Source organism: Qipengyuania sp. SS22 (assembly GCF_025736935.1).
GTDB lineage: Bacteria > Pseudomonadota > Alphaproteobacteria > Sphingomonadales > Sphingomonadaceae > Qipengyuania.
Map to the genome: position 1 here is coordinate 2486950 of NZ_CP107048.1, position 22982 is coordinate 2509931.

The window sequence follows — 22982 nt, forward strand, 5'->3', positions numbered from 1 at the left end:
CGGGGGCTCTCGGTGGACGACCAGCCGGGCCGTCTATCCATATCAGTTGTGGTACTTCTGATATTCCAGGTCGAAACGATCCGCATCCATGACCTTGGTCCAGGCGGCAACGAAATCGTCGACGAACTTCCGCTCGTGCCCGTTTTCGGCATAGACTTCGGCGACGGCGCGCAATTGCGAGTTTGAGCCGAAGACGAGATCGGTGCGGGTGGCGTGCCATTTGACATCGCCCTTGAGACGGCATTTGCCGACAAATTCCTCGTCGCCGCTTTCGTCGATCACTTCCCAGACCGTGCCCATGTGGAGCAGGTTGATAAAGAAGTCGTTCGACAGCACGCCGGGACGATCTGTCAGCACGCCGATGTCGTTGCCGTGCTGCGTATGTTTGGCCACTGCCCCCAGTGCGCGCATGCCGCCAACCAGTACGGTCATTTCGGGCATCGACAGCCCGAGCAGGTGCGCCCGGTCAACCAGCATGTCCTCGGTTTTCACCTCGGCTTTGGTCTTGAGGTAGTTGCGGAAGCCGTCGGCAAAGGGTTCGAGCGGCTCCCAGCTTTCGGCATCGAACTGGTCTTCACTGGCATCGCCGCGTCCGGTGGTAACCGGAACGGTGATGTCGAAGCCGCCGTCCTTGGCTGCCTTTTCGATCGCTGCCGCGCCGCCCAGCACGATGGCATCGGCCATCGAGATATTGCCGCGCAGCTCGTCGAGCTTGGCCAGCACCTTGCCCAGTTCCTCGGGGTCGTTGACCTTCCAGTTCTTCAGCGCATCGAAGCGGATGTGTGCGCCATTGGCGCCGCCGCGATGGTCCGAATTGCGATAGGTGGAAGCCGACGCCCAAGCCGCCTTGACCAGTTCGCGAACGCTCAGCCCGCTGCCCATGACGGCCTTCTTGAAGTCGGCTACCGCGCTATCCGAAGGCGTGGTTCCGGCGGGGATCGGATCCTGCCAGATCAGTTCTTCGGCTGGGACGTCGGGACCCAGATACCGGACTTTGGGACCCATGTCGCGGTGGGTCAGCTTGAACCACGCGCGGGCAAAGGCATCGTCAAGCGCCGCCTGGTCGTCGCGGAGGCGTTCCGAAATCTTGCGATAGGCGGGGTCGCGCTTCAGCGCCATGTCGGCGGTGGTCATGATCGTCGGGACCTTCTTGTTCGGGTCCCGCGCGTCAGGCGCCATGTCTTCGGGTTCGGGGTCGATCGGGGTCCACTGGTTCGCACCTGCCGGGCTCTGGGTGAGCTCGTACTCATATTTGAACAGCAGGCGGAAATAGTCATTGCCCCACTGCGTCGGGTTGGGGGTCCAGGCTCCTTCGATACCCGATGTGGTAATATGACCCTTGCCGATTTCCTCGGGGTCGGTCAGCCAGCCAAAGCCCATCGAGTGCAGGCCTTCGCCTTCGGGACCGCCGCCGAACGTGTCCGATGGCGCCGCGCCATGGCATTTGCCGAAGGCGTGGCCGCCGGCGGTCAGCGCGACGGTTTCCTCGTCGTTCATGGCCATGCGCGCGAAGGTTTCCTTCATGTCGCGGGCCATGCCTTCGGGGTCGTGCGGATTGCCGCCCGGACCTTCGGGATTGACGTAGATAAGACCCATCTGGATCGCTGCGAGCGGATTTTCGAGCGCCTTGCCCTCATCGGGAATGATGCGCGTTTCGACGCCTTGGTCGACCCACTGTTCTTCCGAACCCCAATAGACCAGTTCGGGCTCGAACACGTCCTTGCGGCCGCCGCCGAAGCCGAACACCGGGCCGCCCATCGATTCGATCGCGACATTGCCGGTGAGTACGAACAGGTCGGCCCAGCTGAGGTGCTTGCCGTATTTCTGCTTGATCGGCCACAACAGGCGCCGTGCCTTGTCGAGATTGCCATTGTCGGGCCAGCTGTTGAGCGGCGCGAAACGCTGCTGTCCGCTCGAGGCACCGCCGCGGCCGTCGCCGGTGCGATAGGTGCCCGCCGCGTGCCATGCCATGCGAATGAAGAACGGTCCGTAGTTGCCGTAATCAGCGGGCCACCATTCCTGGCTGTCGGTCATCAGCGCGGTCAGGTCGCGTTTCACGGCATCGTAATCCAGCGCGTTGAACGCTTCGCAATAGTCGAAGTCGTCGCCCATCGGATCGGGATTGCGGCCGCCCGTCTGGAGGATTTCGATCTGCAGCTGGTCGGGCCACCAATCGCGATTGCTGCGACCAAGGAGGTCCCGCGAACCCCCGTTGCCACTGAAGGGGCAGCCACTCATCTCACCGGTTTTGGCGTCCATCGTTCATCTCTCCATCTAGGCTCAGGAAATCTTATAGATGAAGGGATGCGCCATTCTCAGTAATTCGTCCAATCGATTAAATGCGTCGGATTGATTGACATAAGCGATGGAGCGGCAAGGCGTGGCATAGATGTGAAAAGCGCCGCCATCCGCTTGGAATGGCGACGCTTTCGTGTCTGCGACGTGATGCGATCAGGCGGCCTGCGCGACGTCCTCGACCGGTTCGGTGCGGATCAGGTAATCGAAGGCGGACAGGCCCGCTTTCGAGCCTTCGCCCATCGCCACCACGATCTGCTTGTAGGGCACGTCAGTCACATCGCCCGCGCCGAAGATGCCGGGCAGATTGCTGCGACCTTCCGCGTCGGTGGCGATCTCGCCATGCTTGGTCAATTCGAGCCCGCTGTCCTGCAGCCATTCGGTATTGGGCACGAGGCCGATCTGGATGAACACGCCTTCCAGCTCGATGCGGCGTTCATCGCCGCTTGCGCGGTCCTTGACGATCATGCCGTCGACCTTGCCGTCACGGCCGGTGATCTCGGTCGTCTGGCCGCTGGTGACGATCTCGACATTGTCCATGCTGCGCAGCTTGGCCTGGAGCACTTCGTCGGCACGTAGCTTGTCGTCATATTCGACCAGCGTCACATGGCCGACGATCTTGGCCAGGTCGATCGCCGCCTCGACGCCCGAATTGCCGCCGCCGATCACCGCGATGCGCTTGCCCTTGAACAGCGGACCGTCGCAATGCGGGCAGTAGGCGACGCCCTTGTTGCGGTATTCGGCTTCGCCGGGCACGCCGAGATTGCGCCAGCGCGCCCCGGTCGCGAGGATCAGGCTGCGCGCCTTCAGCCGCGCGCCATTGCCCAGTTCGACCGTGTGCAGGCCGCCTTCCTGCTTGGCCGGCACCAGCTTGACCGCGCGGGCGAGGTTCATCAGGTCGATGTCGTATTCACCGACATGGCGCTCCAGCTCGCCAGCCAGCTTGGGCCCTTCGGTATAGGGCGTGCCGGGGAGGTTTTCGATGCCGAGCGTGTCGTGCAGCTGCCCGCCAAAGCGTTCGGCGGCTATGCCGGTGCGGAAGCCCTTGCGCGCGGTGTAGATCGCACTCGCGGCGCCAGCGGGGCCGCCGCCGATCACCAGCACTTCGAACGGGTCCTTGGCGGCCAGTTTCTCGGCGGCCTTGGCTTCGCTGCCCTTGTCGATCTTGGCGAGGATCTCGGCCAGTTCGAGCTTGCCATTATAGAACGGCTCGCCGTTGAGGAAGGTCGCGGGCACCGCCATGATATCGCGGCCCTCGACCTCGTCCTGGAAGGTGCCGCCTTCGATCAGCGTGGCGGTGATGCGCGAATTTTCCAGCGCCATCAGCGTCAGTGCCTGCACCACGTCGGGGCAATTGTGGCACGAGAGCGAGAAATACATCTCGAAATTGAAATCGCCTTCAAGCCCGCGGACCTGTTCGAGCAGGTCGGCATCGACCTTGGGCGGATGCCCGCCGGCCCACAGCAGGGCGAGCACGAGTGAGGTAAACTCATGTCCCATCGGAAGCCCGGCGAACCGGACCCACTTCTCCGCATCGCTGCTGCGGCGGATGATGAAGCTGGGCTGGCGCTCGTCAGTGCCATCGAAGCTCGCGCTGACGAGATCGTGCAGCGCCGAAATCTCCTCGAGCAGTTCGCGCGTCTGCGCGCTCTTGGCATCGTCGCCCAGCGAGGCGACGAGTTCGACCGGCTCGCGCAGATTCGCGAGATAGGTCTTCAATTGCTGGGTCATCGTTGCGTCGAGCATGGGCGGACTCCGGGCGGGAGGTGAAACGGATATTCGAAATTCGGGGAGGGAAAAGGCCCGGGGCGGGGGGGAGGGGGGTGCCCCGGGCCTTCCAGTGACCCGGGACGGATCCCGGGCTCTTGTGCGAGCGCCGCTAGGACGCCCGATCTTTCGCTTGGCTTAACGCTTAGATCTTGCCGACGAGGTCGAGCGAGGGGGCCAGCGTGTCGCTGCCTTCTTCCCACGCCGCCGGGCAGACCTGGCCGGGGTTGGCGCGAACGTACTGTGCCGCCTTGATCTTGCGTGCGAGTTCGTTGGCATTGCGGCCGACGCCTTCGCAGGTCTGTTCCATGATCTGGATCACGCCATCAGGGTCGACGACGAAGGTCGCCCGGTCGGCAAGGCCGACGCCTTCACGCAGCACGTCGAAATTGGTCGCCAGCGTGTGGTTCTGGTCGCCCAGGAACGGGAACTGCAGCTTGCCGATCTTTTCCGACGTGTCGTGCCAGGCCTTGTGGCTGAAATGGGTGTCGGTCGACACGCCATAGACTTCGACATCCATCTTCTGGAGCATGGCATACTGCTCGCCGAGGTCTTCGAGCTCGGTCGGGCACACGAAAGTGAAATCGGCCGGGTAGAAGAAGAAAATGGCCCACTTGCCCTTCACGTCCTCGTCGGTGACTTCGAAAAAGTCCTTGCCGGCCTGGAAGGCGGTGGCGGTGAACGGTTTGATCTGGCTTCCGATGATACCCATGGGTGTACTCCGTTGTTCGGGTTGAAACTCGAGAGTGTCAGATAGGCATTGTTGCGATGCACAAAAGCGATTTGTTGCGATTGCGTGCATCGGAATTTTCTATCACAGACTTGGAACGATATTTTCTTGCCGCGAAAGCTTCACGCGTGGCTCAGCGGTCGTCCTCACGCCCGCCGCGCAAGGTCAGCTGCATCCCGCCATCCACCGCGCGCCAGGCGGATTGCGCGCCCATCGAAGCCGCCAAGGAGGCGATCACGCGCGTGCCCAGGCCTGCGCCAGCGGCGGCACGGTCGGCCGCCTGATCATCGGCGCCGCCATTGTCGCTGCACACCAGCGACCAGCCCTCGGCATTGACTGCGATCCGTACCGAAATCGTTCCCTGGCCATCGGGAAACCCGTGCTTGAGCGCGTTGGAGACGAATTCGTTCACCGTCAGCAGCAGCGCATTGGCCAGTTCGGCGCTTGCCCGGTCGCCCTTGACCGTGATGGCAAGCTGGATCCCTTGGGGCAGCAATTGCCGGAAATCGGTTTCGACCCGCGCGAACAGCGACGAGATATCGACGCTACGGCCGTCGTCGAACCCGTGCAGCTCGGCATGCAGCGAGGCCAGCGCGCGGACGCGTCCACCCGCTTCCTCGAGCACCGCGCGCACTGCGGGATCGTCCGACCGCCGCGCCTGCATCGCCAGGATCGCCCCCAGCGAAGCAAGCGAATTCTTCACCCGGTGGTCGATCTCGCGGCGCAGTGCGGTCTCGCGATCGAGCGACAGCCGCAGGTCGAGTTCGCGCATCACCTGCCGCGCAAGTACCTTCAGCACCCGGCGCTGCGTGTCGTTCAGCGTGCCGGGACTGTGATCGAGGACGCATAACGTACCCAGCGGCAACCCGTTCGCGCCCTTGAGCACCGCGCCCGCATAGAACCGGAACCCCGGTTCCTCGGTACACAGCGGATTGTCCGCCATGCGCGGATCGGCCAGCGTATCGGGTATCTCGACGAAATCGTCCTGCAGGATCACATGGCCGCACAGGCTGGTGTCGAGCGGGGTCGAGCGTACGCCGAGGCCGACTTCGGCCTTGAACCACTGACGCTCGTCATCGATGAAATTCACCACCGAGACCGCTTTCCCGCATAGTTCGGAGGCCAGTTCGACGATCTCGTCGAAATCGCGCTCGCGCTCGGTGTCGAGGATGCCGTAGCGACGCAGTTCGCGCAGCCGCTCCTCTTCCAGGGGATGCTTGCCGGGTATCACAAGATGTTCCTACCTGCTTGTCCGAACAGGGCAATAGGGTTGCAATATGGAGCAGCCCACGCGCGTTTCAGCCACACTGCGCGCGGTGAAGCAGTTTATGGTCGGCCAGCACCAGCGCCATCATCGCCTCGACCACCGGGGTGCCGCGAATGCCGACGCAGGGATCGTGGCGTCCCTTGGTGCGCACTTCGGTCGCCTCGCCGCTGCGCGTGATACTGTTTACGGGCGTGAGGATCGAACTGGTCGGCTTGAACGCGACGCGGCAGGTGACCGGCTGGCCGGTCGAAATGCCCCCGGCGATCCCCCCGGCGTGGTTGGCGGTAAACCGCGGGCCGTCATTGCCGGGCTGCATCGGGTCGGCATTCTGTTCGCCGGTCAGCCGCGCAGCGCCGAAGCCGTCGCCGATCTCGACACCCTTGACCGCATTGATGCTCATCATCCCGGCCGCCAGGTCGCTGTCGAGCTTGGCATAGATCGGCGCGCCCCATCCGGCGGGCACGCCGGTAGCGACGCATTCGACCACCGCGCCCAATGACGAACCGGCCTTGCGGGCCTCGTCGACCAGCGCCTCCCAGCGTTTCGCGGCGGCTGCATCGGGGCACCAGAAGGGGTTGCGGCCGATTTCCTCGGCATCGAAATTCGCGGGGTCCACAGCATCGCCGCCGATTTCGGCGACATAGGCGAGGATCGATACTTCGGGGATCGCCTTCCGCGCCACCGCGCCTGCCGCCACGCGCATCGCGGTTTCGCGTGCGCTGCTGCGGCCGCCGCCGCGATAGTCGCGCAGCCCGTATTTCGCGTCATAGGCATAATCGGCATGGCCGGGGCGATAGCTATTGGCGATCTCGGAATAATCCTTCGATCGCTGGTCGGTGTTTTCGATCAGCAGGCTGATCGGGGTGCCGGTGGTGACGCCTTCGAACACGCCCGAGAGGATCCGCACCGCGTCGGGTTCCTTGCGCTGCGTGGTGAACTTGTTCTGCCCCGGCTTTCGCGCATCGAGGAAGGGCTGGATGTCGTCTTCGGCCAGCGCAATCCCCGGCGGGCACCCGTCGACCACCGCGCCGATTGCGGGTCCGTGGCTCTCGCCCCAGGTGGTGAAGCGCAGCGTTCGTCCGAAGGTGTTCCAGCTCATGGCACATCTCATGCCCGCAACTGTGGGCGCCTGTCCATTCTCGCTGGACCAAATCCTTCTTGAAGCCCAAGAACAAACCATGATTGCGAAGCTGAAGGGCCTGCTCGACGAAACCGGCACCGACTGGGCGGTGATCGACGTCGCGGGCGTCGGTTATCTGGTGCATTGCTCGTCCAAGACGCTCGCCGCGCTGGGCGAGGTGGGCGAAGCCTGCACCGTCTTTACCGATCTGCAGGTGAGCGAGAACGACATGCGCCTGCTCGGCTTTGCCGAGGCGGCGGAGCGCGACTGGTTCCGTCTGCTCACGCAGGTGCAGGGCGTGGGCAGCAAGGTCGCGCTGGCGATTCTCTCGGCTCTGTCGATCGGCGAAGTGCAGCAGGCCTGCGCGCAGGGCGATGCCGCCACGGTCGCGCGCGCCAATGGCGTCGGGCCGAAGCTGGCGGGGCGGATCGTCAATGAACTGAAAGACAAGGCGGGCGCTTTGCCGGGTGGCGGTACGGCGGGCACCGGCCCGGGAGTAACTCCGGCAGGCGGCACCAGCGGCGATGCAGTGAGCGCGCTCGAGAACCTAGGCTTCAAGCCCGCGGTCGCCGCGCGCGCGGTCGCCGCGGCGCAGGGCGAATTGGGCGAGGGTGCGGGCGAGGGCGAGTTGATCCGCGTGGCATTGAAGAAGGCAGCAGGATGATGATGACAGCAATACGGTTCACGATTCTGGCAACCGCAGGTGCGCTGCTGGCAAGTACGGCGGGCGCACAGGATATGAGCGCGTTTCGCAGCGGTCCGATCTTCGAGGAGTTCGGTGCCCATGCGCCGGTTGAAGGCGTCGAAACCTTCGCCCCCGACACCGCATTCGCGATTGCCTTCGACGTCGCCGAACAGGCCGATGCGGGCACGCGCAACCGCGGGTTCGAAAGCGCCGCGCGGTTCATCAACATGCATGCCTCGCACGCGGTCGATCCGGCGAACATGCGCATCGCGGTGGTCGTTCACGGCAAGGCAGTCCACGATCTGCTCGACGATGAGGCAGGCAACGGCTCGCACTACATGGTGACGCAGCTGCTCGACTACGGCGTGCGCTTCATCGCCTGCGGCCAGAGCGCGGCGGCGCATGGCGTGGCCAAGACGGACTTCATCCCCGGCGTCGAACTCGCGCTCTCCGCTATGACCGCGCATGCGCAATTGCAGCAGGCGGGCTACACGGTGAACCCGTTTTGAGGCGGGTTTCCCCCCAGCCCCGTCATCCTGGACTCGTTTCAGGATCCATCATGCGACCCGTGCGGAGCCAACGGATCGAAGCCCAAGCCCACCGCCAAATCGGCCCAGTGGGGATTGTCCCGCTCGATCAGATTGAGCTTCCATTGACGATGCCAGTTCTTCAGCTGCTTCTCACGCAAGATCGCCTGTTCCATATCGCCGAACATTTCGAAGCGGACGAGGCGATGGACCTTGTAGCGCGCCACGAACCCGCCGGTGATGCCCTCGCGGTGCTGCCACAGACGTTTCGCGAGGTCGGATGTGACCCCGACATAGAGCGTTCCGCGCGGCTGGCTCGCGAGGATATAGACGCAGGGCTCACGGTCGATCGGCATGCTCCGGTGATTGCCGCGCGATGGATGCTGAAACAAGTTCAGCATGACGGTATGGGGGTGGTGTGACCGAACCCGTTCCCCTCCATTCGCCCGAGCGGCAGGCCGAGGACCCCGACGCCGCGCTGCGTCCCAAGAGCCTGGCCGAGTTCGTCGGGCAACAGGCCGCGCGCGAGAATCTGCGTGTGTTCGTCGAGGCCGCCAAGGGCCGCGGTGAGGCGATGGACCATGTGCTGTTCTTCGGCCCGCCGGGGCTGGGCAAGACCACACTGGCGCAGATCGTCGCCAAGGAACTGGGCGTGGGCTTTCGCGCCACCAGCGGGCCGGTAATCGCCAAGGCGGGCGATCTGGCCGCGCTGCTGACCAATCTCGAACCGCATGACGTGTTGTTCATCGACGAGATCCACCGGCTCAATCCGGTGGTCGAGGAAGTGCTCTATCCGGCGATGGAGGACCGCGCGCTCGACATCATCATCGGCGAGGGGCCGAGCGCGCGCAGTGTGCGGATCGACCTGCCGCCGTTCACGCTGGTCGGCGCGACCACGCGGCAAGGGCTGCTGACCACGCCGCTGCGCGACCGTTTCGGCATCCCGGTGCGGCTGAACTTCTACACCGAGGACGAACTGCTCCGCGTGGTCACCCGCGGCGCCGGGCTGCTTGGTCTGGGGATCGACGAGGGCGGCGCGCGCGAGATCGCCCGCCGCAGCCGCGGGACGCCGCGCGTGGCGGGGCGGCTGATGCGCCGCGTGCGCGATTTCGCCAGCGTGCTGGGCGAAACGGTGGTGACGGCGACGGTTGCCGATGGTGCGCTCACCCGGCTCGAAGTCGACGGCCTCGGCCTCGACGCGATGGACCGGCGCTATCTCACCATGATCGCCACCACCTACAAGGGCGGACCGGTCGGGGTGGAGACGCTAGCGGCGGGTCTCAGCGAACCGCGCGACACGGTCGAGGAGGTGATCGAACCATATCTCATCCAGCTGGGCCTGATCGCGCGGACCGCGCGCGGGCGCTGTCTCAACGATGGCGGCTGGCTGCATCTGGGCCTTGCCCCGCCTTCCACACCGCAGGGAAGTATGTTCGACAAATAGGGTTACCGGAGTGGTAGGAAAGCACCGCTAAACGGTCCCGAAACGGGACGGGGCTTGCGCAAAGCTCGCATTTCGGCGAAAAATTTACTTTTTAGGCGTACCGCGAAACGTAAAGATTGGCACGTCCCCGAGGAAGGGATTCGCCGGAGTACATCCGGATCGTGGTAAGGGATAGAAAACAAACCCTTTTCCTCGGTCGCAACAGGAAGTCACACTTATGTCGGTCAAGTCAGCTCTTGCCAAACTCTCGGCCACCGCGGCGGGTGGCGCGCTGCTTGCGGGCGGTGCGGTGCATGTCGCCGAGCGTCCGATCTCCGACAATCCGCAGTATAAGTCGAAATCGGTCAAATACGTCAAGAAGGCGACCCCGCGCGCCGTTCCCCGGCCGACCGTGCCGCGGGCGCGGACGATTCCGCGGCCGGTCGAATGCGTGCCCGCCGATTCGCCTGCAGCGGCCAACAGTCCGAACAATATCTGCCCGCCCGTCTATCGCCAGGCGATGGCGCCCGTTCCCGTCCCGCCGCTGCCCGCAGCCGCGCCGGTACGCGGTGGCGGCGCATCGCGCTCGATCGGCGGCAGCAGTTCCTCGGGCGGCGGCGGCTTCGGTGGCGGCGGCTTCTTCGGCGGCTTTTTCTCCGGATCGAGCGGCGGCGGCAGCGTGATCGTCAATTCGACCACCACCACCGGCGGCGACACGCCCGATGTGATCGTCGACGTCTCGACCACCACCTCGACTGGCGGCACCTCGACATCGACCTCGACCGGGTCGATCTCGACATCCACCGGTGAAGTCTCGACCTCTACGGGCGAAGTTTCGACCTCCACGGGCGAAGTGTCGACCTCTACCGGCAGCGTCTCGACCTCGACCGGTGAGGTCTCGACCTCGAGCGGCAACGTTACCACCAGCACGAGCAGTTCCTCCTCGACCAGCACGTCGAGTTCGAGTTCGACTTCGTCGTCCACCTCGACATCGAGCTCGACCTCGTCGTCGACCAGTTCGTCGACCAGCTCGTCGACCTCGGGCAGCAGCAGCGGCACCGATGTGCCTGCACCGCCGATGATGGCGCTGTTCGGCTTTGCCGCCGCCGCGATCCTCGGGCGCCGCAAATTCCGTATCAAACGCGCGGCCTGAACGCCCCGCCGACCGCGCTCAATCGCGCTGGCTGAGGCTCCATTCGCCTTGCCGATACCACTGCGTCACGACGTATTTGGTACCTGCACCGACGGGTAGCGCAGCATGCCGCGTCGCGCGGTTGGGCTGCCCCCTGCGGTCCATATTGTCCCACATGACCAGCAGGCCGGGTTCGGGGACGATCTTGAGGTCCAGCTCGGGAAATTCGGTTTCACCGCCGGCTTCGACCGCATTGAGATAGACCATAGCGGTCCAGCTGCGTTGCCCTCCGCGCCGCCGTTCGACCTGCCAATGCGGGCGGTCGGGGCGGAAATGGTCGCGGTGGTGGCGGTATTCCTCGCCCTCGCGATAGCGCTGGCCCTGCAGTGGCTCGGCATGGACCGGCGCGATGCCGGTGACCGCGCGGATCTTGCGTGCCAGCGCCGTGGTCTCGGGCATGTCCTTGGCGAAGAAATGGGTCGAGCTGGTGCGCCCGCGCGGCGATGCCTTGTCCGAAAACAGCACCGAGGGCTGGATGCGGCTGTCGATGACCGCGATCAGCTTGCGGCATTGCTGCGGTGTCAGCAGCCCGCGCATCAGGAACAGGTCGGCCTTGCCCCCGCCCCGCGGTTCGACGCGCGGGTCGGCAAGCAGGCGTTCGCGCACCGTGGTACCGATCGCGCGCATGATGGCCGGATCGGCCTGTTGATCGGTCTCGGTGCGCCCCAGCAGCTGTGACAGGCGGCCCAAGACCGACATGCTACCGGGGCGCTACCGTGCCTGTCGGATCAGGCTGCGGCGAGCTTGCGCAGGACGTAATGGAGGATTCCGCCATTGCGGTAATATTCCATCTCGTTGGCGGTATCGATGCGGCACAGCGCGGTGAAGCTGAAGGTCGAGCCGTCTTCGCGGGTAACCTCGACTTCAACGTCCTGGCCCGGGTTGAGATCGGCAAGGCCCTTGATCGTGAAGCTGTCGGTCGCGGTCAGGCCCAGCGTGTTGCGCGTATCGCCATCCTTGAACTGCAGCGGCAGCACGCCCATCCCGATCAGGTTCGAGCGGTGGATGCGCTCGTAGCTTTCGACCATCACCGCCTTGACGCCCAGCAGGATGGTGCCCTTGGCCGCCCAGTCGCGGCTCGAACCCGTGCCATATTCCTTGCCGGCGACGACCACCAGCGGCGTGCCGTCTTCTTTGTGCTTCATTGCCGCGTCGTAGATCGGCATCTGCTCGCCATTGTAGGTCGTCACACCGCCTTCAACGCCCGGAACCATTTCGTTCTTGATGCGGATATTGGCGAAGGTGCCGCGCATCATCACGTCGTGGTTGCCGCGACGCGAGCCGTAGGAGTTGAAGTCCTGCTTGGCGACCTGATGGCTCTGCAGATAGGAACCCGCAGGGCTGTCTTCCTTGATCGAACCGGCGGGCGAGATGTGGTCGGTGGTCACCGAATCGCCGAGGATCGCCAGCGGCTTTGCATCGGTGATGTCGGTCACCGGGGCGGGGGTCATGTCCATGTCTTCGAAGAAGGGCGGGCTGGCGACGTAGGTGCTCGTCGGATTCCAGCGATAGGTGTCGCTGGCCTCGACCTTGATCGCCTGCCAGTGCTCATCGCCCTTGTAGACGTCGGCATAGCGGGTGACGAACATCTCGCGGTCGATATTGGCGGCGCGATGTTCGCGCACCTCGGCATTGCTCGGCCAGATGTCGGCAAGCATCACGTCATTGCCCTGCTGGTCCTGCCCAACCGGGGTTTCGGTGATGTCCTTGGTTACCGTGCCGAGGATCGAATAAGCGACCACCAGCGGCGGCGAGGCAAGGAAGTTGGCGCGGACGTCGGGCGACACGCGGCCTTCGAAATTGCGGTTGCCCGACAGCACGCTGGCGGCGACGATGTCGTTGTTGTTGATCGCCTTGCTGATCGGCGGGGCGAGCGGGCCCGAATTGCCGATGCAGGTGGTGCAGCCATAACCGACGAGGTCGAAGCCCATCGCGTCGAGATCGCTCTGCAGGCCGGATTTCACGAGATAGTCGGTGACCACCTGCGATCCGGGCGCGAGGCTCGTCTTGACCCACGGCTTGGGCTTGAGGCCTTTTTCATGCGCCTTCTTGGCGACGAGGCCCGCAGCGATCAGCACATCGGGGTTGGAGGTGTTGGTGCAGCTGGTGATCGCGGCAATGACCACGTCGCCATCGCCGATATCGTGATGCGTGTTTTCGACTTCCACGCGGACCGGCGCGCTCTTCTTGTAGATCTTCTCGAGATCCGAATTGAACAGCTCGTCGACCTGCGGCAGCGCCACGCGGTCCTGCGGACGCTTGGGGCCCGCGAGGCTGGGGACGACCTTGGACACGTCGAGATCGAGCGTCTTGGTGAAGACCGGCTCGTTCTCGGGCGTGAACCACATGCCCTGTTCTTTCGAATAGGCTTCGACCAGCGCGATGGTTTCCTCGTCGCGGCCGGTGAGGCGCATATATTCGAGCGTCTTCTCGTCGATGCCGAAGAACCCGCAGGTCGCGCCGTATTCGGGTGCCATATTGGCGATCGTAGCGCGGTCGGCGAGGCTGAGATTGGCGACGCCGTCGCCGTAGAATTCCACGAACCGGCCGACCACGCCGACTTCGCGCAGCATCTGCACGCAGGTCAGCACGAGGTCGGTGGCGGTGACGCCTTCGGCCATCGCACCGGTCAGCTTGAAGCCGACCACTTCGGGGATCAGCATCGAGATCGGCTGGCCGAGCATCGCGGCTTCGGCTTCGATCCCGCCGACACCCCAGCCCAGCACGCCGAGGCCGTTGATCATGGTGGTGTGGCTGTCGGTGCCGACGCAGGTGTCGGGATAGGCAACCGCGTTACCGTCGGGGTCGTTGGTCGACCATACGCCCTTGCCGATATATTCCAGGTTCACCTGGTGGCAGATGCCGGTGCCCGGGGGTACGGCGGAAAAATTCTCGAAGCTCTTCGAGCCCCATTTGAGGAAGTCGTAACGCTCGGCATTGCGGGCATATTCGAGCTCGACGTTCTTCTCAAACGCCTTGGGGTGGCCAAACTCGTCGACCATGACCGAGTGGTCGATCACGAGGTTGACGGGAACCTGCGGGTTGATCTTGGCGGTATCGCCGCCGAGCTTGGAAATCGCATCGCGCATCGCGGCGAGGTCGACCACGCAGGGCACGCCGGTGAAATCCTGCAACAGCACGCGCGCCGGACGGTACTGAATTTCCTTTCCGGTCGCCGGATTTTTTTGCCAGTCGGCGATTGCCTGCGCGTCGTCGGTCGAGACGGTGAAACCGTCGTCCTCGAACCGCAGCATGTTCTCGAGCAGGACCTTGAGACTGAAGGGCAGCTTCGACACGTCGCCGATCTTTTCTTCCGCCTTGGCGAAGGAATAATAAGCGTAGTCCTTGCCGTTCACGGTGAGGGTTGAGCGGGTTCCGAGCGTGTCCTTACCGACCTGGGTCATGCGCGCGTTGATCCTTTCCTTTGAGAGCCGTCACCTGCCCAATGGCCGGGACTGCAGAATGTGCCGCGCACCTGCGCCGGAACGCCGCAAAAATCAAGTGTGCGGCGGTGCAACATCGCGTATCGGCAGGAACCCTTGCGCGATTTGTGCGCTTGGTGTGGCAGAATCGGGGCACGGACCCCGTATGGGCACCAGGGCCCGCATGAGGAGTGATTAATGCGTTCGTTTTTCAATGCCGGCGATCGTTCGCGCCGGTCGCTGCGGGTCGCCGTTACCGCGGTCGCGCTGGGTGTGGCGGGATGCTTTACCGCCGCTTTCACCTTTGCCGACCAACCCGTTCGCGCCGCTACGGTCGCTCAGCCGCGCTAGAGCAGATCCGGCATCGCTGCGGCGCGGGGCCTGCGGGTCGCCAGCCAGCACGATGCGATAATGATCGCCGTACCGATCACGGTCGGCAGCGTGAGCCGCTCGGCAAAGAACAGCCAGCCGAAGAGCGAAGCCCACAGGAACCCCGAATATTCCAGCGGAACCAGCACCTGCGCCTCGGCGCGGGCATAAGCCCAGGCAAGCGCCATCGCCCCCGCCACCGTCAGCGCGGCAGCAGCGGCGAGATCGATCACGGTGGCGGTGTCGGGCATTTCGAACAGGAACGGCGCGGCCACGCCCAGCAGGACCACCGAGACACCCGAATGGAAGGTGGCGATCTCGGCCGGACCGGCGACCTGCGACTGGCGCCGGATCAGGATGAAATTATAGGCATAGAGCAATGCCGAGACGATCATCGCGGCAAGCCCCAGCGCTGCATCTCGGTCGAAATCGGCCTGCCCGATCTTTCCGCCGACGATGATCAGCGTTCCCGCAAAGCCAAGCAGCGACGCCGCGATGGCTTCCCGGCGAATGGTTTCGCCCAGCAGGATGCGCGCGAGATAGAGCGCGATCAGCGGTGCCACGAAGCTGATCGCAATCGCTTCCGCCAGCGGCAGCTTGGTGAGCGCATAGAAAAAGGCCAGCGCCATGAAGGTGGCGACCACCGAGCGTTGCAGATGCAGCGTGAGCACATGGCGCTGCGGCCAGCGTCCGCCGCGCGCCAGCCACAGCGGCAGCGCAATTCCCGTACCGATTACCGACCGCAGCCACGAGGCGGTTAGCGCGCCTACCGCCAGCGCAGCGCTTTTCATGAAGGCATCCATCAGCGACAGGCTGGCAACCGCCAGCGCGGCCATGAAGACGGGAAGCAGGACATGGTCGCGGGTCACAGCACGGCTCTATCTGCGCATCCGTCAACCGTCACCGTTAATTCAGCACTGCGAAAGCCGGGATATTGGATTAGCTTGGCGCATTGGACTAATATCCCCCCATACGCGCTACAGGGGCGCGGGGTGCATCTGGTAGGACTTATGACACGCTTCCGTCTGATTTTCGGCTCCGCAATGGGTGCGGCGCTGTGTGCAACGTCGGTCATGGCGCAGGACAATGCGCCTGAAGACCTGCTGCCGCCCGAACCGGCGAAGGTGACCGAGAAACTGCCCGACTACACCGCGGGTACCCCCACGGGGGCGACCCCGCCGAGCGTCGAGGACAGCTTCGACGATATCCGCACGGCGTCGGGCGAAGTGGTCCAGCAATTGCCGGTGCTGGTCCGCGAATGGAGCGTGCCGCAAGCGAAAAAGCTGCTCGCCTTCATCCCCACTGTCGAAGCCGAGGGGCTGGTGCCTGCGGATTACCGCAGTGCCGAGCTGTCCGCTGCAATCGCTGCGGGCGAAGGCGCGGCGCTGAATGACATTGCCAGCCAGATATTCATCTGGCTGGTCGAGGATCTGCGCGACGGGCGCACGCCGATGGACGCGCGGCGCCAGTGGTTCGTGGTCGATCCCGACCCCGATGTGCTGCCGTCGCATCGCCTGCTCGAACAGGCGGTCGCCAGCGGCGATATCGCAGGCACGCTGACCGCGCTCAATCCGGTGTCGCCCGACTATGCGCGGCTCAAAACCGAGCTGGCGAAGACCACCGATTCGACCAAGCGCAAGCTGATCCGTGCGAACATGGACCGCTGGCGCTGGCTGGCGCGCGATCTGGGCAAGCAGTACCTGCTGACCAACGTCCCCGAATACCAGCTGCGGCTGACGGTCAACAACCGGATCATCAAGAATTACCGCGTGGTGGTTGGCAAGGCCGGCCGCACGGCCACGCCGCAACTCTCCGAAATGGTCGAGGCGGTGATCTTCAACCCGACCTGGACCGTGCCGCAATCGATCGTGAAGGGCGAAGGGCTGGGCGCGAAAGTGCTCAACAACCCGGCCTGGGCGCGCGCCAATGGCTACAAGGCGACCAAGGGCGCGAATGGCTGGGTCAGCGTGGTGCAGCAACCGGGTGCGGGAAATTCGCTTGGCCTGATGAAGCTCGACATGCCCAATGAACACGCGATCTTCCTCCACGATACGCCCGCCAAATCGTTGTTCAACCAGGACAATCGCGCACTCAGCCACGGCTGTATCCGCGTGCAGGGCGCGCGCGAACTGGCGATGACGATGGCCATGCTGGGCAATGCCGATACGCGCGAGGATCTGCCGGTCATCCAGCAGGAAGTGTCCGAGATCACCGCCAGCGGAACCTACACCCGCTATGCGATGGAAAAGCAGTGGCCGGTCTACATCACCTATTTCACCTATGGCGTGGACGTGAAGGGCAATCTGACCAAATTCGCCGACATCTACGATCGCGATGCGCCGGTACTGGCCGCGCTCGACGCCCCGCGCGAACGCGACCGGGCGCGCGAGACAAGCGAAGAAGTGGTGGAGATCGTCGACGACCTGCAGACGAGCTGACGGGGTTAGAAGACGCCCGGATTGGTCCGTTCGAACGTGCCGCCGTGGTCATTTCGCAGCAGGTCGTATTGCGCGACCGGCGGAGTGACGCGGCTGCCGTCTTCCGCAATGCCATAACTGCCCGCAACGAGCAGGCGGCCACCCGACAGGTCGATCAGCGCACGGTCGAACTGTTCGGGGCCCATCGCGAAACAGCCGTTCGAACGGCCTAACCGGCCAAAGCGATCGACATGGCTGGGCGTGGCGTAGCTCGCCTGGTGCATCACGATTGCGCGAGGCAGAGCGTTGGAATTGGTCGGGTCGAGCCCATCGAGCCGGAGCGAGGTGCCATAGCGCCCGACATACCAGCTGCGGGTCATGAAGGCACCGCGGCTCGAGGCTTCGCTGCCTTCGATATTCGAATAGCGCTTCAGCCAGCCATCGTGCTCGCCGTCGGAACCGGAGCCGTGGCTGACATGGTAGCTCGCCACGCGCTCGTTCTCGAGATCGACGAAGTGAAACCGCTTCTGCGCCGAATGCAGCCCGAAATCGGCGATTCCAACCACATCCTTGCGCCAGATATTATCGCCCGCCCGCGTCAGTTCATCGCGCGCGATTGCCATCAGCTGCGCATCGCGCGCGGCAGTGGGATTGACCTGTGCGAACAGGCGCGCGGGCAGGGTCAGCGCCGCACCGGCGGCCAGCGAGCCCTTGAGAATATCGCGACGTTTCATCTTTCACACCTTAGCAGCCTTGTGCTGGCCACGTCATGAATATTGCGGTGAAGCGGCGCAGCTATTCGCCCAGCACCATGCGATCGCGTTCGATACGGACCGGTTGGACGGTCGACAGGAAGCTCTGGCCAAGCAGCGAAATGCCGAGGCCTTCGGGCACGATAATCGCCGCGACATTGCGCGCTTCGTGCCCGCCGAGCGTAACGCGGTCGAGCGTGACACTGACGCCATAGACCGGCCCCGAAGCCCCGCGGGCGACCTCGCGCACATCGGCATCGGACCAGTAGAGCCCTGCTGCGCGCGCGTCGGTGCCCGTCAGCGCGATCTTGGTCGCGCCGGTATCGACCAGGAATTCAACCTGCGACCCGTTGACCCGCGTTTCGGCGTAGAAATGTCCGTCTTCCGCACGCGCCAGTTCGGTCGCCCCCGCGACCCAGCTCGCATAGCTGGCGCTGCTGTCCGAATGGCGGTCCAGAAGAGCGGGGTTAGCGGCTTTCTCGCTCGCAAAATCCTCTGCGCCCTCGGTCGCCGAATCGATCGCGCCGCCGGGCACGAAAGCGGCACCGACGAAGGCCAGCATGGCAATGGCAAGAAAGATGGCCTCACGCATGGCACCAGCATGCGGGATCGGGTTTAATTTGGCGTAAAGTGCCTATTCCGCCGCTTCGGCGGGCTGCGGGGCGTGCGGATCGAAGGCAACCGCTTCGCCCGCCTCGATCGCCGCAGCCTTGGCTTCGACCAGCGCGACGATGTGGTCGAGCATGTCGTCGCTCTTCACATGATGGTCGGTCACGCCCGAGAGGAACACCATGTGCTTGCCCGCGCCGCCGCCGGTAATACCGATGTCGGTTTCGCGCGCTTCGCCGGGGCCGTTGACCACGCAGCCAAGCACCGAGAGGCTCATCGGCGTCTTGATGTGTTCGAGCCGCTTTTCGAGCGTTTCGACCGTGCGGATGACGTCGAACCCCTGGCGCGAGCAGCTCGGGCAGGACACCACGCGGACGCCGCGAGTGCGCAGGCCGAGCGCCTTGAGCATTTCGAAGCCGACCTTCACTTCCTGTTCGGGTTCGGCGGAAAGCGAGACGCGGATCGTATCGCCAATGCCCGCCCACAGCAGGCTGCCGATGCCGATCGAGCTCTTGACGGTGCCGCCGATCAGCCCGCCCGCTTCGGTGATGCCCAGATGCAGGGGGCAGTCCACTGCCTCGGCAAGCCCGTGATAGGCGGCCACCGCGAGGAACACATCGCTCGCCTTCACCGCCACCTTGTATTCGTGGAAATCGTGATCCTGAAGCAGCTTGATATGGTCAAGCGCGCTTTCGATCAGCGCCTCGGGACAGGGTTCGCCGTATTTTTCGAGCAGGTCCTTCTCGAGGCTGCCGGCATTGACCCCGATGCGGATCGCGCAGCCATTGGCCTTGGCCGCGCGGACGACTTCGGCAACGCGTTCGCTGCTGCCGATATTGCCCGGATTGATCCGCAGGCAGGCGGCGCCCTTGTCCGCCGCTTCGAGCGCGCGTTTGTAGTGGAAATGGATGTCGGCGACGATCGGCACATTGGCTGCCGCCGTGATCCTGTCGAAATGTTCGGTCGATTCCGCCGTGGGACAGGACACACGAATGATGTCCGCACCGGCATCCTCGCAGCGACGGATCTGGTCGATCGTCGCGCCGACATCCTCGGTCGGCGTGTTGGTCATGGTCTGCACCGTAATCGGGGCATCGCCGCCAACGGGGACGTTGCCGACCATGATCTGGCGGGACGGGCGGCGCTCGATAGTGCGCCAAGGGCGAATTGAAGACATGCGGCGCAATATAGAGCTCCCAGTGTGAAGGGGCAATGACGCTGGTCGGTTGGCGCGCCGTGCGCGGTCCGCGGGTGCTCATCGGGCTGCCGTGGGTTGCGCATCGCCCCTTCCACCGCCCCGGCGTGCAGGAATGGCTGGAAGGCGAGAACCGACCGCGGAACTGCTCGTCAGCGACCAAACGCGTCCGCGCGCCTTTCGCGAAGGCGAAACGCTGGTTGGCACGCTGCGCGGGATCAATTTCAATCCCGGCGCCGAACCCGAAGACATGATCTCGATGCAGTCCTGGTGCGACGGGCGGCGGCTGGTCACGCTGCTCGCCGAATTGCTGATCGCGCGGATGAGCCAGTCGATCGTCGATATGAACGAAGTGCTCGATGTGCTCGAACAGATCAGCCGCGACGCGCCCTTCTGGTTCGAGGAACACGACCGGCGCGAAATCGCCGAGAGCATCCCCCGCCTGCGCCGCTATCTCGACGATATCGACATCAGCAAGGAAAGCGCGCTGGTGCTGCAAGACGAGATCCGGGCGCCCAGCCTCGCCTCGAGCGAGCATGCGACCTATATGCTGACCATCGTGGCGGGTATTTTCCTGCCGCTGAGCTTCCTTACCGGTCTGCTCGGGATCAATGTCGGCGGTATGCCCGGGATGCAGGATTCCGACGCCTTCTGGGCAGTGGTGGCGCTATGCGCGCTGTTGTTCACGGGGCTGATCGTCGCTTTTCGCCGGTTGCGCTGGCTCTGACTACCAGCGTACCAGCGGCGGGACGGTGACGCGACCGCCTGCCGCACCCAGCACCACCGGCAGCGCATGCCAGGTGCCGAGATGCGCCAGCGTGTCGAGCGGGCAGGCGAGGCCATAGGCGAAGCTGCCGATCGCCCCCGCTGCAATCCCGGCGAAAGTCCCGGCGGTGGCGGGCGCAACCGGGGCCCCGCGGCGCAACCAGACTACCAGCGCGGCGAAAGTCAGCACGGCAAAGCCCGAAGCGGCAAGGAAACAATCGAGCCCGTAGGGATCGTGTGTGACCTCCTCCAGATTGCCCTGAAGGCCGAGCACGACCAGCGCCGCCAGCGGCAGGACCGTGAACATGGCCAGCGCCCAGCGTGCACCGTCATGCCGGTTGCCGACCCGCGGCCCGGCCATGCGGATGACGGTCAGCGCCGACGCCGCGCCGAGCAGCCCGAGCATGCCGTTGGCGATGAAGAAAAAGGCCGATGCGCGGCCCGATACGATCCCGCGCCACAGCCCGTCGAACATTTCGACCAGCCCGATCGTGACGATCGCGGCAAGTCCGACCAGCGCAATGCCATGCCACAGCTTCATCGGCCGCACGGGGGCAAGATCGTCGGCAAGCTGGTCGATCAGGGGATGGGGGACCCGGTTCATGTCAGTCGGCTTTCTCTACGAGCGCGGACAGCTTTTTCAGCCCGCGGTGAATGTTGACCTTGACCAGGCTCTCGCTCTGGCCGGTCTTGGCGGAGGCTTCGGCGATCGACAGCCCCTCGATCTTGACGAGTTCGATGGCCTCGCACTGTTTTTCGGGCAGGTGCACGAACAGCCGCTCGAGGCTCATCCGCGCCATGACCGCTTCTTCGGCGCTGTCTTCGGCGGCGTCGTGGTCGCCCAGTTCGTCCTCCGCCTTGCGATAGACCTTGCGCAGATGATCAACCCAGCGATAGCGCGCGATCGCGGCGAGCCACGGCAGGAAAGCGCGGGTGGCGTCCCAGGTGGCGCGCTTGGCATGGACCGCGAGCATCACTTCCTGGACGAGATCGTCGAGCTGCGCAGGCGCGACCCGGCGGCGGAAATAGCGCTCGAGCCACAGCCGGATTTCGGCGAGGAGCACACGATAGGCCGCGGCATCGCCCTTCTGCGAGGCGGCCATGAGCCGCGCGAGGCTGGCTTCGTCGGCGATCATCGTGTCGTCCTCATCGCGCGCGACCCTATCACTCGGCCCGCCGTGCGGCGAGCAGGGCGTCGAGCGCGAACGGCCCGCCCCCGCGCGACACCAGTATCAAGGCTATGGCGCTCCACACGATATGCGTTTGCCACCAGGCCTCGGGATAGACGAACAGCTGGATCACCAGCGTCATCGCCAGTAGCGCCAGCGCCGACAGGCGGGTGAACAGGCCAAGCACCAGCAGTAGCGGGAACAGGTGCTCGGCCCCAGTGGTCAGCGGGGTCGCCAGTGCAGGAGGCAGCGGCAGCCCGGTATATTCGTATTCGAACAGGAAATAGGCCTGGTCGCTGATCGAGAAGAGTGTGCCCTCTTCTATCTTGGTACGCGCCGAGCGCCAGAATATTCCGGCCAGCGCCACACGGGAAAGCAGTAGTGCAAGCCCCTCGACCCGGCGTGATGCGAGCCAAATGACAATACGATCATGGTAGGTGAGAAGCGTCTGCATGACTTACCTCGTGCGGCGTGACGGGACCGGCGATCAGCGCTTGATCGCGCTCAGCGAACCCTTGCCCTTGGGCGTCGCAATCTTCTCGCACGTGCCCTTGGGGACGAGCTTCCAGGCATCGCCCTGATAATCGCGGGTGGAGGTTCCGGCGCAGCTGGTGCCGGGGCCGGCAGCACAGTCGTTCTTGCCGGCTTTGGCCACACCGTAGCACTTTTCCATCGGCGTCTTCTGCGCCGCCGCGGGGCTTGCTGCGAGGCCTGCAGCGACGGTGGCGGACAATGCGAGGCCGGCGATACGGGCGATCGGTTGAGTGTTCATGGGTCTTCTCTCTCGAAACATCGGGGGAAGTCCCGGCATGATCGCCGGAACTGGCCTGTCATTCGAAGAGGACGTCCCGGGCGTTACAGCGGGGCGGAAATTTTGTGCGGTGTAACCGGATCGGATCGCGCGACGAATGACCTGCCATGCGCATCATCCGCGCATCGCGACCACAAGGGATCACAGCCAATGACCGCCATCCGCAAACCCGCCGCTGCCGCTGCCGCCGCCGCTTTCGCGCTTTCCTCCATGGCTGCTTTCGCCGCCGAGCCGCCTGCCGGCAGCAATGGCCGCGCGCTCAATGCCGGCGATACCGTCCATTGTTACGGCGTGCATTCGTGCAAGGGCCAGTCGGACTGCTCCACTGCCGAACATGCCTGCAAGGGCCAGAACGATTGCAAGGGCCATGGTTTCAAGGCGCTGACGGCGGGCGATTGCCTCGCCAAGAACGGCACGATCGGCGACCTCGACTGAGCGCCGATCGTTGTGGCGGCCCGGTAGTCCGT

General features: G+C 64.5%; 24 protein-coding genes. 7 read left to right on the forward strand and 17 right to left on the reverse strand.

Going from position 1 to position 22982, the window contains the following annotated elements:
• Positions 1 to 42: 42 nt before the first annotated feature.
• The 5 genes from katG to aroC all read right to left on the reverse strand — a co-directional run bounded on the left by katG (position 43) and on the right by aroC (position 7158).
• Positions 43 to 2259, reverse strand: coding sequence for a catalase/peroxidase HPI (gene katG, locus N6L26_RS12410; RefSeq protein ID WP_263605864.1), 2217 nt, complete (start codon positions 2257 to 2259; stop codon positions 43 to 45).
• Positions 2260 to 2451: 192 nt separating this feature from the next.
• Entirely contained in the window at positions 2452 to 4041 is a 1590-nt protein-coding gene (gene ahpF / locus N6L26_RS12415) for an alkyl hydroperoxide reductase subunit F (protein WP_263605865.1), read from the reverse strand.
• Positions 4042 to 4207: 166 nt separating this feature from the next.
• On the reverse strand, positions 4208 to 4774 hold the full coding sequence (ahpC, locus tag N6L26_RS12420) for an alkyl hydroperoxide reductase subunit C (protein WP_263605866.1): 567 nt from the start codon (positions 4772 to 4774) through the stop codon (positions 4208 to 4210).
• Positions 4775 to 4925: 151 nt separating this feature from the next.
• Positions 4926 to 6023 carry a sensor histidine kinase gene (locus N6L26_RS12425; RefSeq protein ID WP_263605867.1) on the reverse strand — a complete coding sequence of 366 codons (1098 nt, stop codon included), beginning with the start codon at positions 6021 to 6023 and terminating at the stop codon, positions 4926 to 4928.
• Positions 6024 to 6090: 67 nt separating this feature from the next.
• Positions 6091 to 7158: a chorismate synthase gene (gene aroC, locus N6L26_RS12430; RefSeq protein WP_263605868.1), complete on the reverse strand. Its 1068-nt coding sequence runs from the start codon at positions 7156 to 7158 to the stop codon at positions 6091 to 6093.
• A gap of 79 nt (positions 7159 to 7237) precedes the next feature.
• On the opposite strand from aroC, the gene ruvA reads away from it, so the two are divergent.
• Together ruvA and N6L26_RS12440 are read left to right on the forward strand one after the other, a co-directional pair.
• Complete coding sequence (gene ruvA, locus N6L26_RS12435; RefSeq protein WP_263605869.1) at positions 7238 to 7843, forward strand: Holliday junction branch migration protein RuvA; 606 nt, start codon at positions 7238 to 7240, stop codon at positions 7841 to 7843.
• The gene (locus N6L26_RS12440; RefSeq protein WP_263605870.1) at positions 7840 to 8373 is read left to right on the forward strand and encodes a DsrE family protein; all 534 of its coding nucleotides are present in this window, start codon (positions 7840 to 7842) and stop codon (positions 8371 to 8373) included. Before ruvA ends, N6L26_RS12440 begins: the two co-directional genes overlap by 4 nt.
• A gap of 38 nt (positions 8374 to 8411) precedes the next feature.
• Here the strand turns inward: N6L26_RS12440 and N6L26_RS12445 are convergent, their stop codons facing one another.
• Positions 8412 to 8747, reverse strand: a complete 336-nt coding sequence (locus tag N6L26_RS12445) for a GIY-YIG nuclease family protein (RefSeq protein WP_263605871.1) — start codon at positions 8745 to 8747, stop codon at positions 8412 to 8414.
• A gap of 62 nt (positions 8748 to 8809) precedes the next feature.
• Here N6L26_RS12445 and ruvB point away from each other — a divergent pair, with 62 nt between their 5' ends.
• The gene (gene ruvB, locus N6L26_RS12450) at positions 8810 to 9835 is read left to right on the forward strand and encodes a Holliday junction branch migration DNA helicase RuvB (protein WP_263605872.1); all 1026 of its coding nucleotides are present in this window, start codon (positions 8810 to 8812) and stop codon (positions 9833 to 9835) included.
• Between the two features lie 486 nt (positions 9836 to 10321).
• Here the strand turns inward: ruvB and N6L26_RS12455 are convergent, their stop codons facing one another.
• Genes N6L26_RS12455 through acnA form a run of 3 tightly spaced genes read right to left on the reverse strand, consistent with a single transcriptional unit; the run spans position 10322 to position 14410 of the window.
• Positions 10322 to 10942, reverse strand: coding sequence for a hypothetical protein (locus N6L26_RS12455; protein ID WP_263605873.1), 621 nt, complete (start codon positions 10940 to 10942; stop codon positions 10322 to 10324).
• A gap of 43 nt (positions 10943 to 10985) precedes the next feature.
• Entirely contained in the window at positions 10986 to 11705 is a 720-nt protein-coding gene (locus N6L26_RS12460) for a prolyl hydroxylase family protein (protein ID WP_263605874.1), read from the reverse strand.
• 29 nt (positions 11706 to 11734) lie between these two features.
• Positions 11735 to 14410 (reverse strand): aconitate hydratase AcnA, encoded by a 2676-nt coding sequence (gene acnA, locus N6L26_RS12465; RefSeq protein WP_263605875.1) that lies wholly within the window; start codon positions 14408 to 14410, stop codon positions 11735 to 11737.
• Between the two features lie 216 nt (positions 14411 to 14626).
• Here acnA and N6L26_RS12470 point away from each other — a divergent pair, with 216 nt between their 5' ends.
• Entirely contained in the window at positions 14627 to 14779 is a 153-nt protein-coding gene (locus tag N6L26_RS12470; RefSeq protein WP_263605876.1) for a hypothetical protein, read from the forward strand.
• Here N6L26_RS12470 and N6L26_RS12475 read toward each other — a convergent pair.
• Positions 14776 to 15666, reverse strand: coding sequence for a DMT family transporter (locus N6L26_RS12475; protein ID WP_263605877.1), 891 nt, complete (start codon positions 15664 to 15666; stop codon positions 14776 to 14778). The genes N6L26_RS12470 and N6L26_RS12475 overlap by 4 nt on opposite strands.
• A gap of 141 nt (positions 15667 to 15807) precedes the next feature.
• Here N6L26_RS12475 and N6L26_RS12480 point away from each other — a divergent pair, with 141 nt between their 5' ends.
• Positions 15808 to 17235, forward strand: coding sequence for a L,D-transpeptidase family protein (locus N6L26_RS12480; protein ID WP_263605878.1), 1428 nt, complete (start codon positions 15808 to 15810; stop codon positions 17233 to 17235).
• A 5-nt stretch (positions 17236 to 17240) separates the two neighbouring features.
• On the opposite strand, the gene N6L26_RS12485 is transcribed toward N6L26_RS12480, so the two are convergent.
• From N6L26_RS12485 to ispG, 3 genes are all read right to left on the reverse strand, one after another.
• Positions 17241 to 17948, reverse strand: a complete 708-nt coding sequence (locus N6L26_RS12485) for a murein L,D-transpeptidase catalytic domain-containing protein (protein ID WP_263605879.1) — start codon at positions 17946 to 17948, stop codon at positions 17241 to 17243.
• A gap of 61 nt (positions 17949 to 18009) precedes the next feature.
• Complete coding sequence (locus tag N6L26_RS12490) at positions 18010 to 18558, reverse strand: TIGR02281 family clan AA aspartic protease (RefSeq protein ID WP_263605880.1); 549 nt, start codon at positions 18556 to 18558, stop codon at positions 18010 to 18012.
• Positions 18559 to 18600: 42 nt separating this feature from the next.
• Positions 18601 to 19752, reverse strand: a complete 1152-nt coding sequence (ispG, locus tag N6L26_RS12495; protein WP_263605881.1) for a flavodoxin-dependent (E)-4-hydroxy-3-methylbut-2-enyl-diphosphate synthase — start codon at positions 19750 to 19752, stop codon at positions 18601 to 18603.
• Positions 19753 to 19885: 133 nt separating this feature from the next.
• On the opposite strand from ispG, the gene N6L26_RS12500 reads away from it, so the two are divergent.
• Positions 19886 to 20497, forward strand: coding sequence for a CorA family divalent cation transporter (locus N6L26_RS12500; protein WP_412071330.1), 612 nt, complete (start codon positions 19886 to 19888; stop codon positions 20495 to 20497).
• Here N6L26_RS12500 and N6L26_RS12505 read toward each other — a convergent pair whose 3' ends face one another.
• From N6L26_RS12505 to N6L26_RS12520, 4 genes are read right to left on the reverse strand one after another with little or no spacing between them, the layout of a single operon-like run.
• On the reverse strand, positions 20498 to 21139 hold the full coding sequence (locus N6L26_RS12505; protein ID WP_263605882.1) for a DUF1109 domain-containing protein: 642 nt from the start codon (positions 21137 to 21139) through the stop codon (positions 20498 to 20500).
• A 1-nt stretch (position 21140) separates the two neighbouring features.
• On the reverse strand, positions 21141 to 21671 hold the full coding sequence (locus N6L26_RS12510; RefSeq protein WP_263605883.1) for a sigma-70 family RNA polymerase sigma factor: 531 nt from the start codon (positions 21669 to 21671) through the stop codon (positions 21141 to 21143).
• Between the two features lie 28 nt (positions 21672 to 21699).
• A complete protein-coding gene (locus N6L26_RS12515) occupies positions 21700 to 22158 on the reverse strand; it encodes a DoxX family protein (protein ID WP_263605884.1) in 459 nt (152 codons plus the stop codon).
• Positions 22159 to 22191: 33 nt separating this feature from the next.
• Positions 22192 to 22476, reverse strand: coding sequence for a DUF2282 domain-containing protein (locus N6L26_RS12520; RefSeq protein ID WP_263605885.1), 285 nt, complete (start codon positions 22474 to 22476; stop codon positions 22192 to 22194).
• A gap of 189 nt (positions 22477 to 22665) precedes the next feature.
• Here N6L26_RS12520 and N6L26_RS12525 point away from each other — a divergent pair, with 189 nt between their 5' ends.
• Positions 22666 to 22950 (forward strand): DUF2282 domain-containing protein, encoded by a 285-nt coding sequence (locus N6L26_RS12525; RefSeq protein WP_263605886.1) that lies wholly within the window; start codon positions 22666 to 22668, stop codon positions 22948 to 22950.
• Positions 22951 to 22982 lie beyond the last annotated feature (32 nt).

Coding starts and splice junctions, on each gene's coding strand:
- katG (WP_263605864.1), bottom strand. CDS start 2,259: ATGGACGCCAAAACCGGTGAGATGAGTGGCTGCCCCTTCAGTGGCAAC.
- ahpF (WP_263605865.1), bottom strand. CDS start 4,041: ATGCTCGACGCAACGATGACCCAGCAATTGAAGACCTATCTCGCGAAT.
- ahpC (WP_263605866.1), bottom strand. CDS start 4,774: ATGGGTATCATCGGAAGCCAGATCAAACCGTTCACCGCCACCGCCTTC.
- aroC (WP_263605868.1), bottom strand. CDS start 7,158: ATGAGCTGGAACACCTTCGGACGAACGCTGCGCTTCACCACCTGGGGC.
- ruvA (WP_263605869.1), top strand. CDS start 7,238: ATGATTGCGAAGCTGAAGGGCCTGCTCGACGAAACCGGCACCGACTGG.
- N6L26_RS12440 (WP_263605870.1), top strand. CDS start 7,840: ATGATGATGACAGCAATACGGTTCACGATTCTGGCAACCGCAGGTGCG.
- N6L26_RS12445 (WP_263605871.1), bottom strand. CDS start 8,747: ATGCCGATCGACCGTGAGCCCTGCGTCTATATCCTCGCGAGCCAGCCG.
- N6L26_RS12460 (WP_263605874.1), bottom strand. CDS start 11,705: ATGTCGGTCTTGGGCCGCCTGTCACAGCTGCTGGGGCGCACCGAGACC.
- acnA (WP_263605875.1), bottom strand. CDS start 14,410: ATGACCCAGGTCGGTAAGGACACGCTCGGAACCCGCTCAACCCTCACC.
- N6L26_RS12470 (WP_263605876.1), top strand. CDS start 14,627: ATGCGTTCGTTTTTCAATGCCGGCGATCGTTCGCGCCGGTCGCTGCGG.
- N6L26_RS12480 (WP_263605878.1), top strand. CDS start 15,808: ATGACACGCTTCCGTCTGATTTTCGGCTCCGCAATGGGTGCGGCGCTG.
- N6L26_RS12485 (WP_263605879.1), bottom strand. CDS start 17,948: ATGAAACGTCGCGATATTCTCAAGGGCTCGCTGGCCGCCGGTGCGGCG.
- N6L26_RS12490 (WP_263605880.1), bottom strand. CDS start 18,558: ATGCGTGAGGCCATCTTTCTTGCCATTGCCATGCTGGCCTTCGTCGGT.
- ispG (WP_263605881.1), bottom strand. CDS start 19,752: ATGTCTTCAATTCGCCCTTGGCGCACTATCGAGCGCCGCCCGTCCCGC.
- N6L26_RS12500 (WP_412071330.1), top strand. CDS start 19,886: ATGGCTGGAAGGCGAGAACCGACCGCGGAACTGCTCGTCAGCGACCAA.
- N6L26_RS12505 (WP_263605882.1), bottom strand. CDS start 21,139: ATGAACCGGGTCCCCCATCCCCTGATCGACCAGCTTGCCGACGATCTT.
- N6L26_RS12510 (WP_263605883.1), bottom strand. CDS start 21,671: ATGATCGCCGACGAAGCCAGCCTCGCGCGGCTCATGGCCGCCTCGCAG.
- N6L26_RS12515 (WP_263605884.1), bottom strand. CDS start 22,158: ATGCAGACGCTTCTCACCTACCATGATCGTATTGTCATTTGGCTCGCA.
- N6L26_RS12520 (WP_263605885.1), bottom strand. CDS start 22,476: ATGAACACTCAACCGATCGCCCGTATCGCCGGCCTCGCATTGTCCGCC.
- N6L26_RS12525 (WP_263605886.1), top strand. CDS start 22,666: ATGACCGCCATCCGCAAACCCGCCGCTGCCGCTGCCGCCGCCGCTTTC.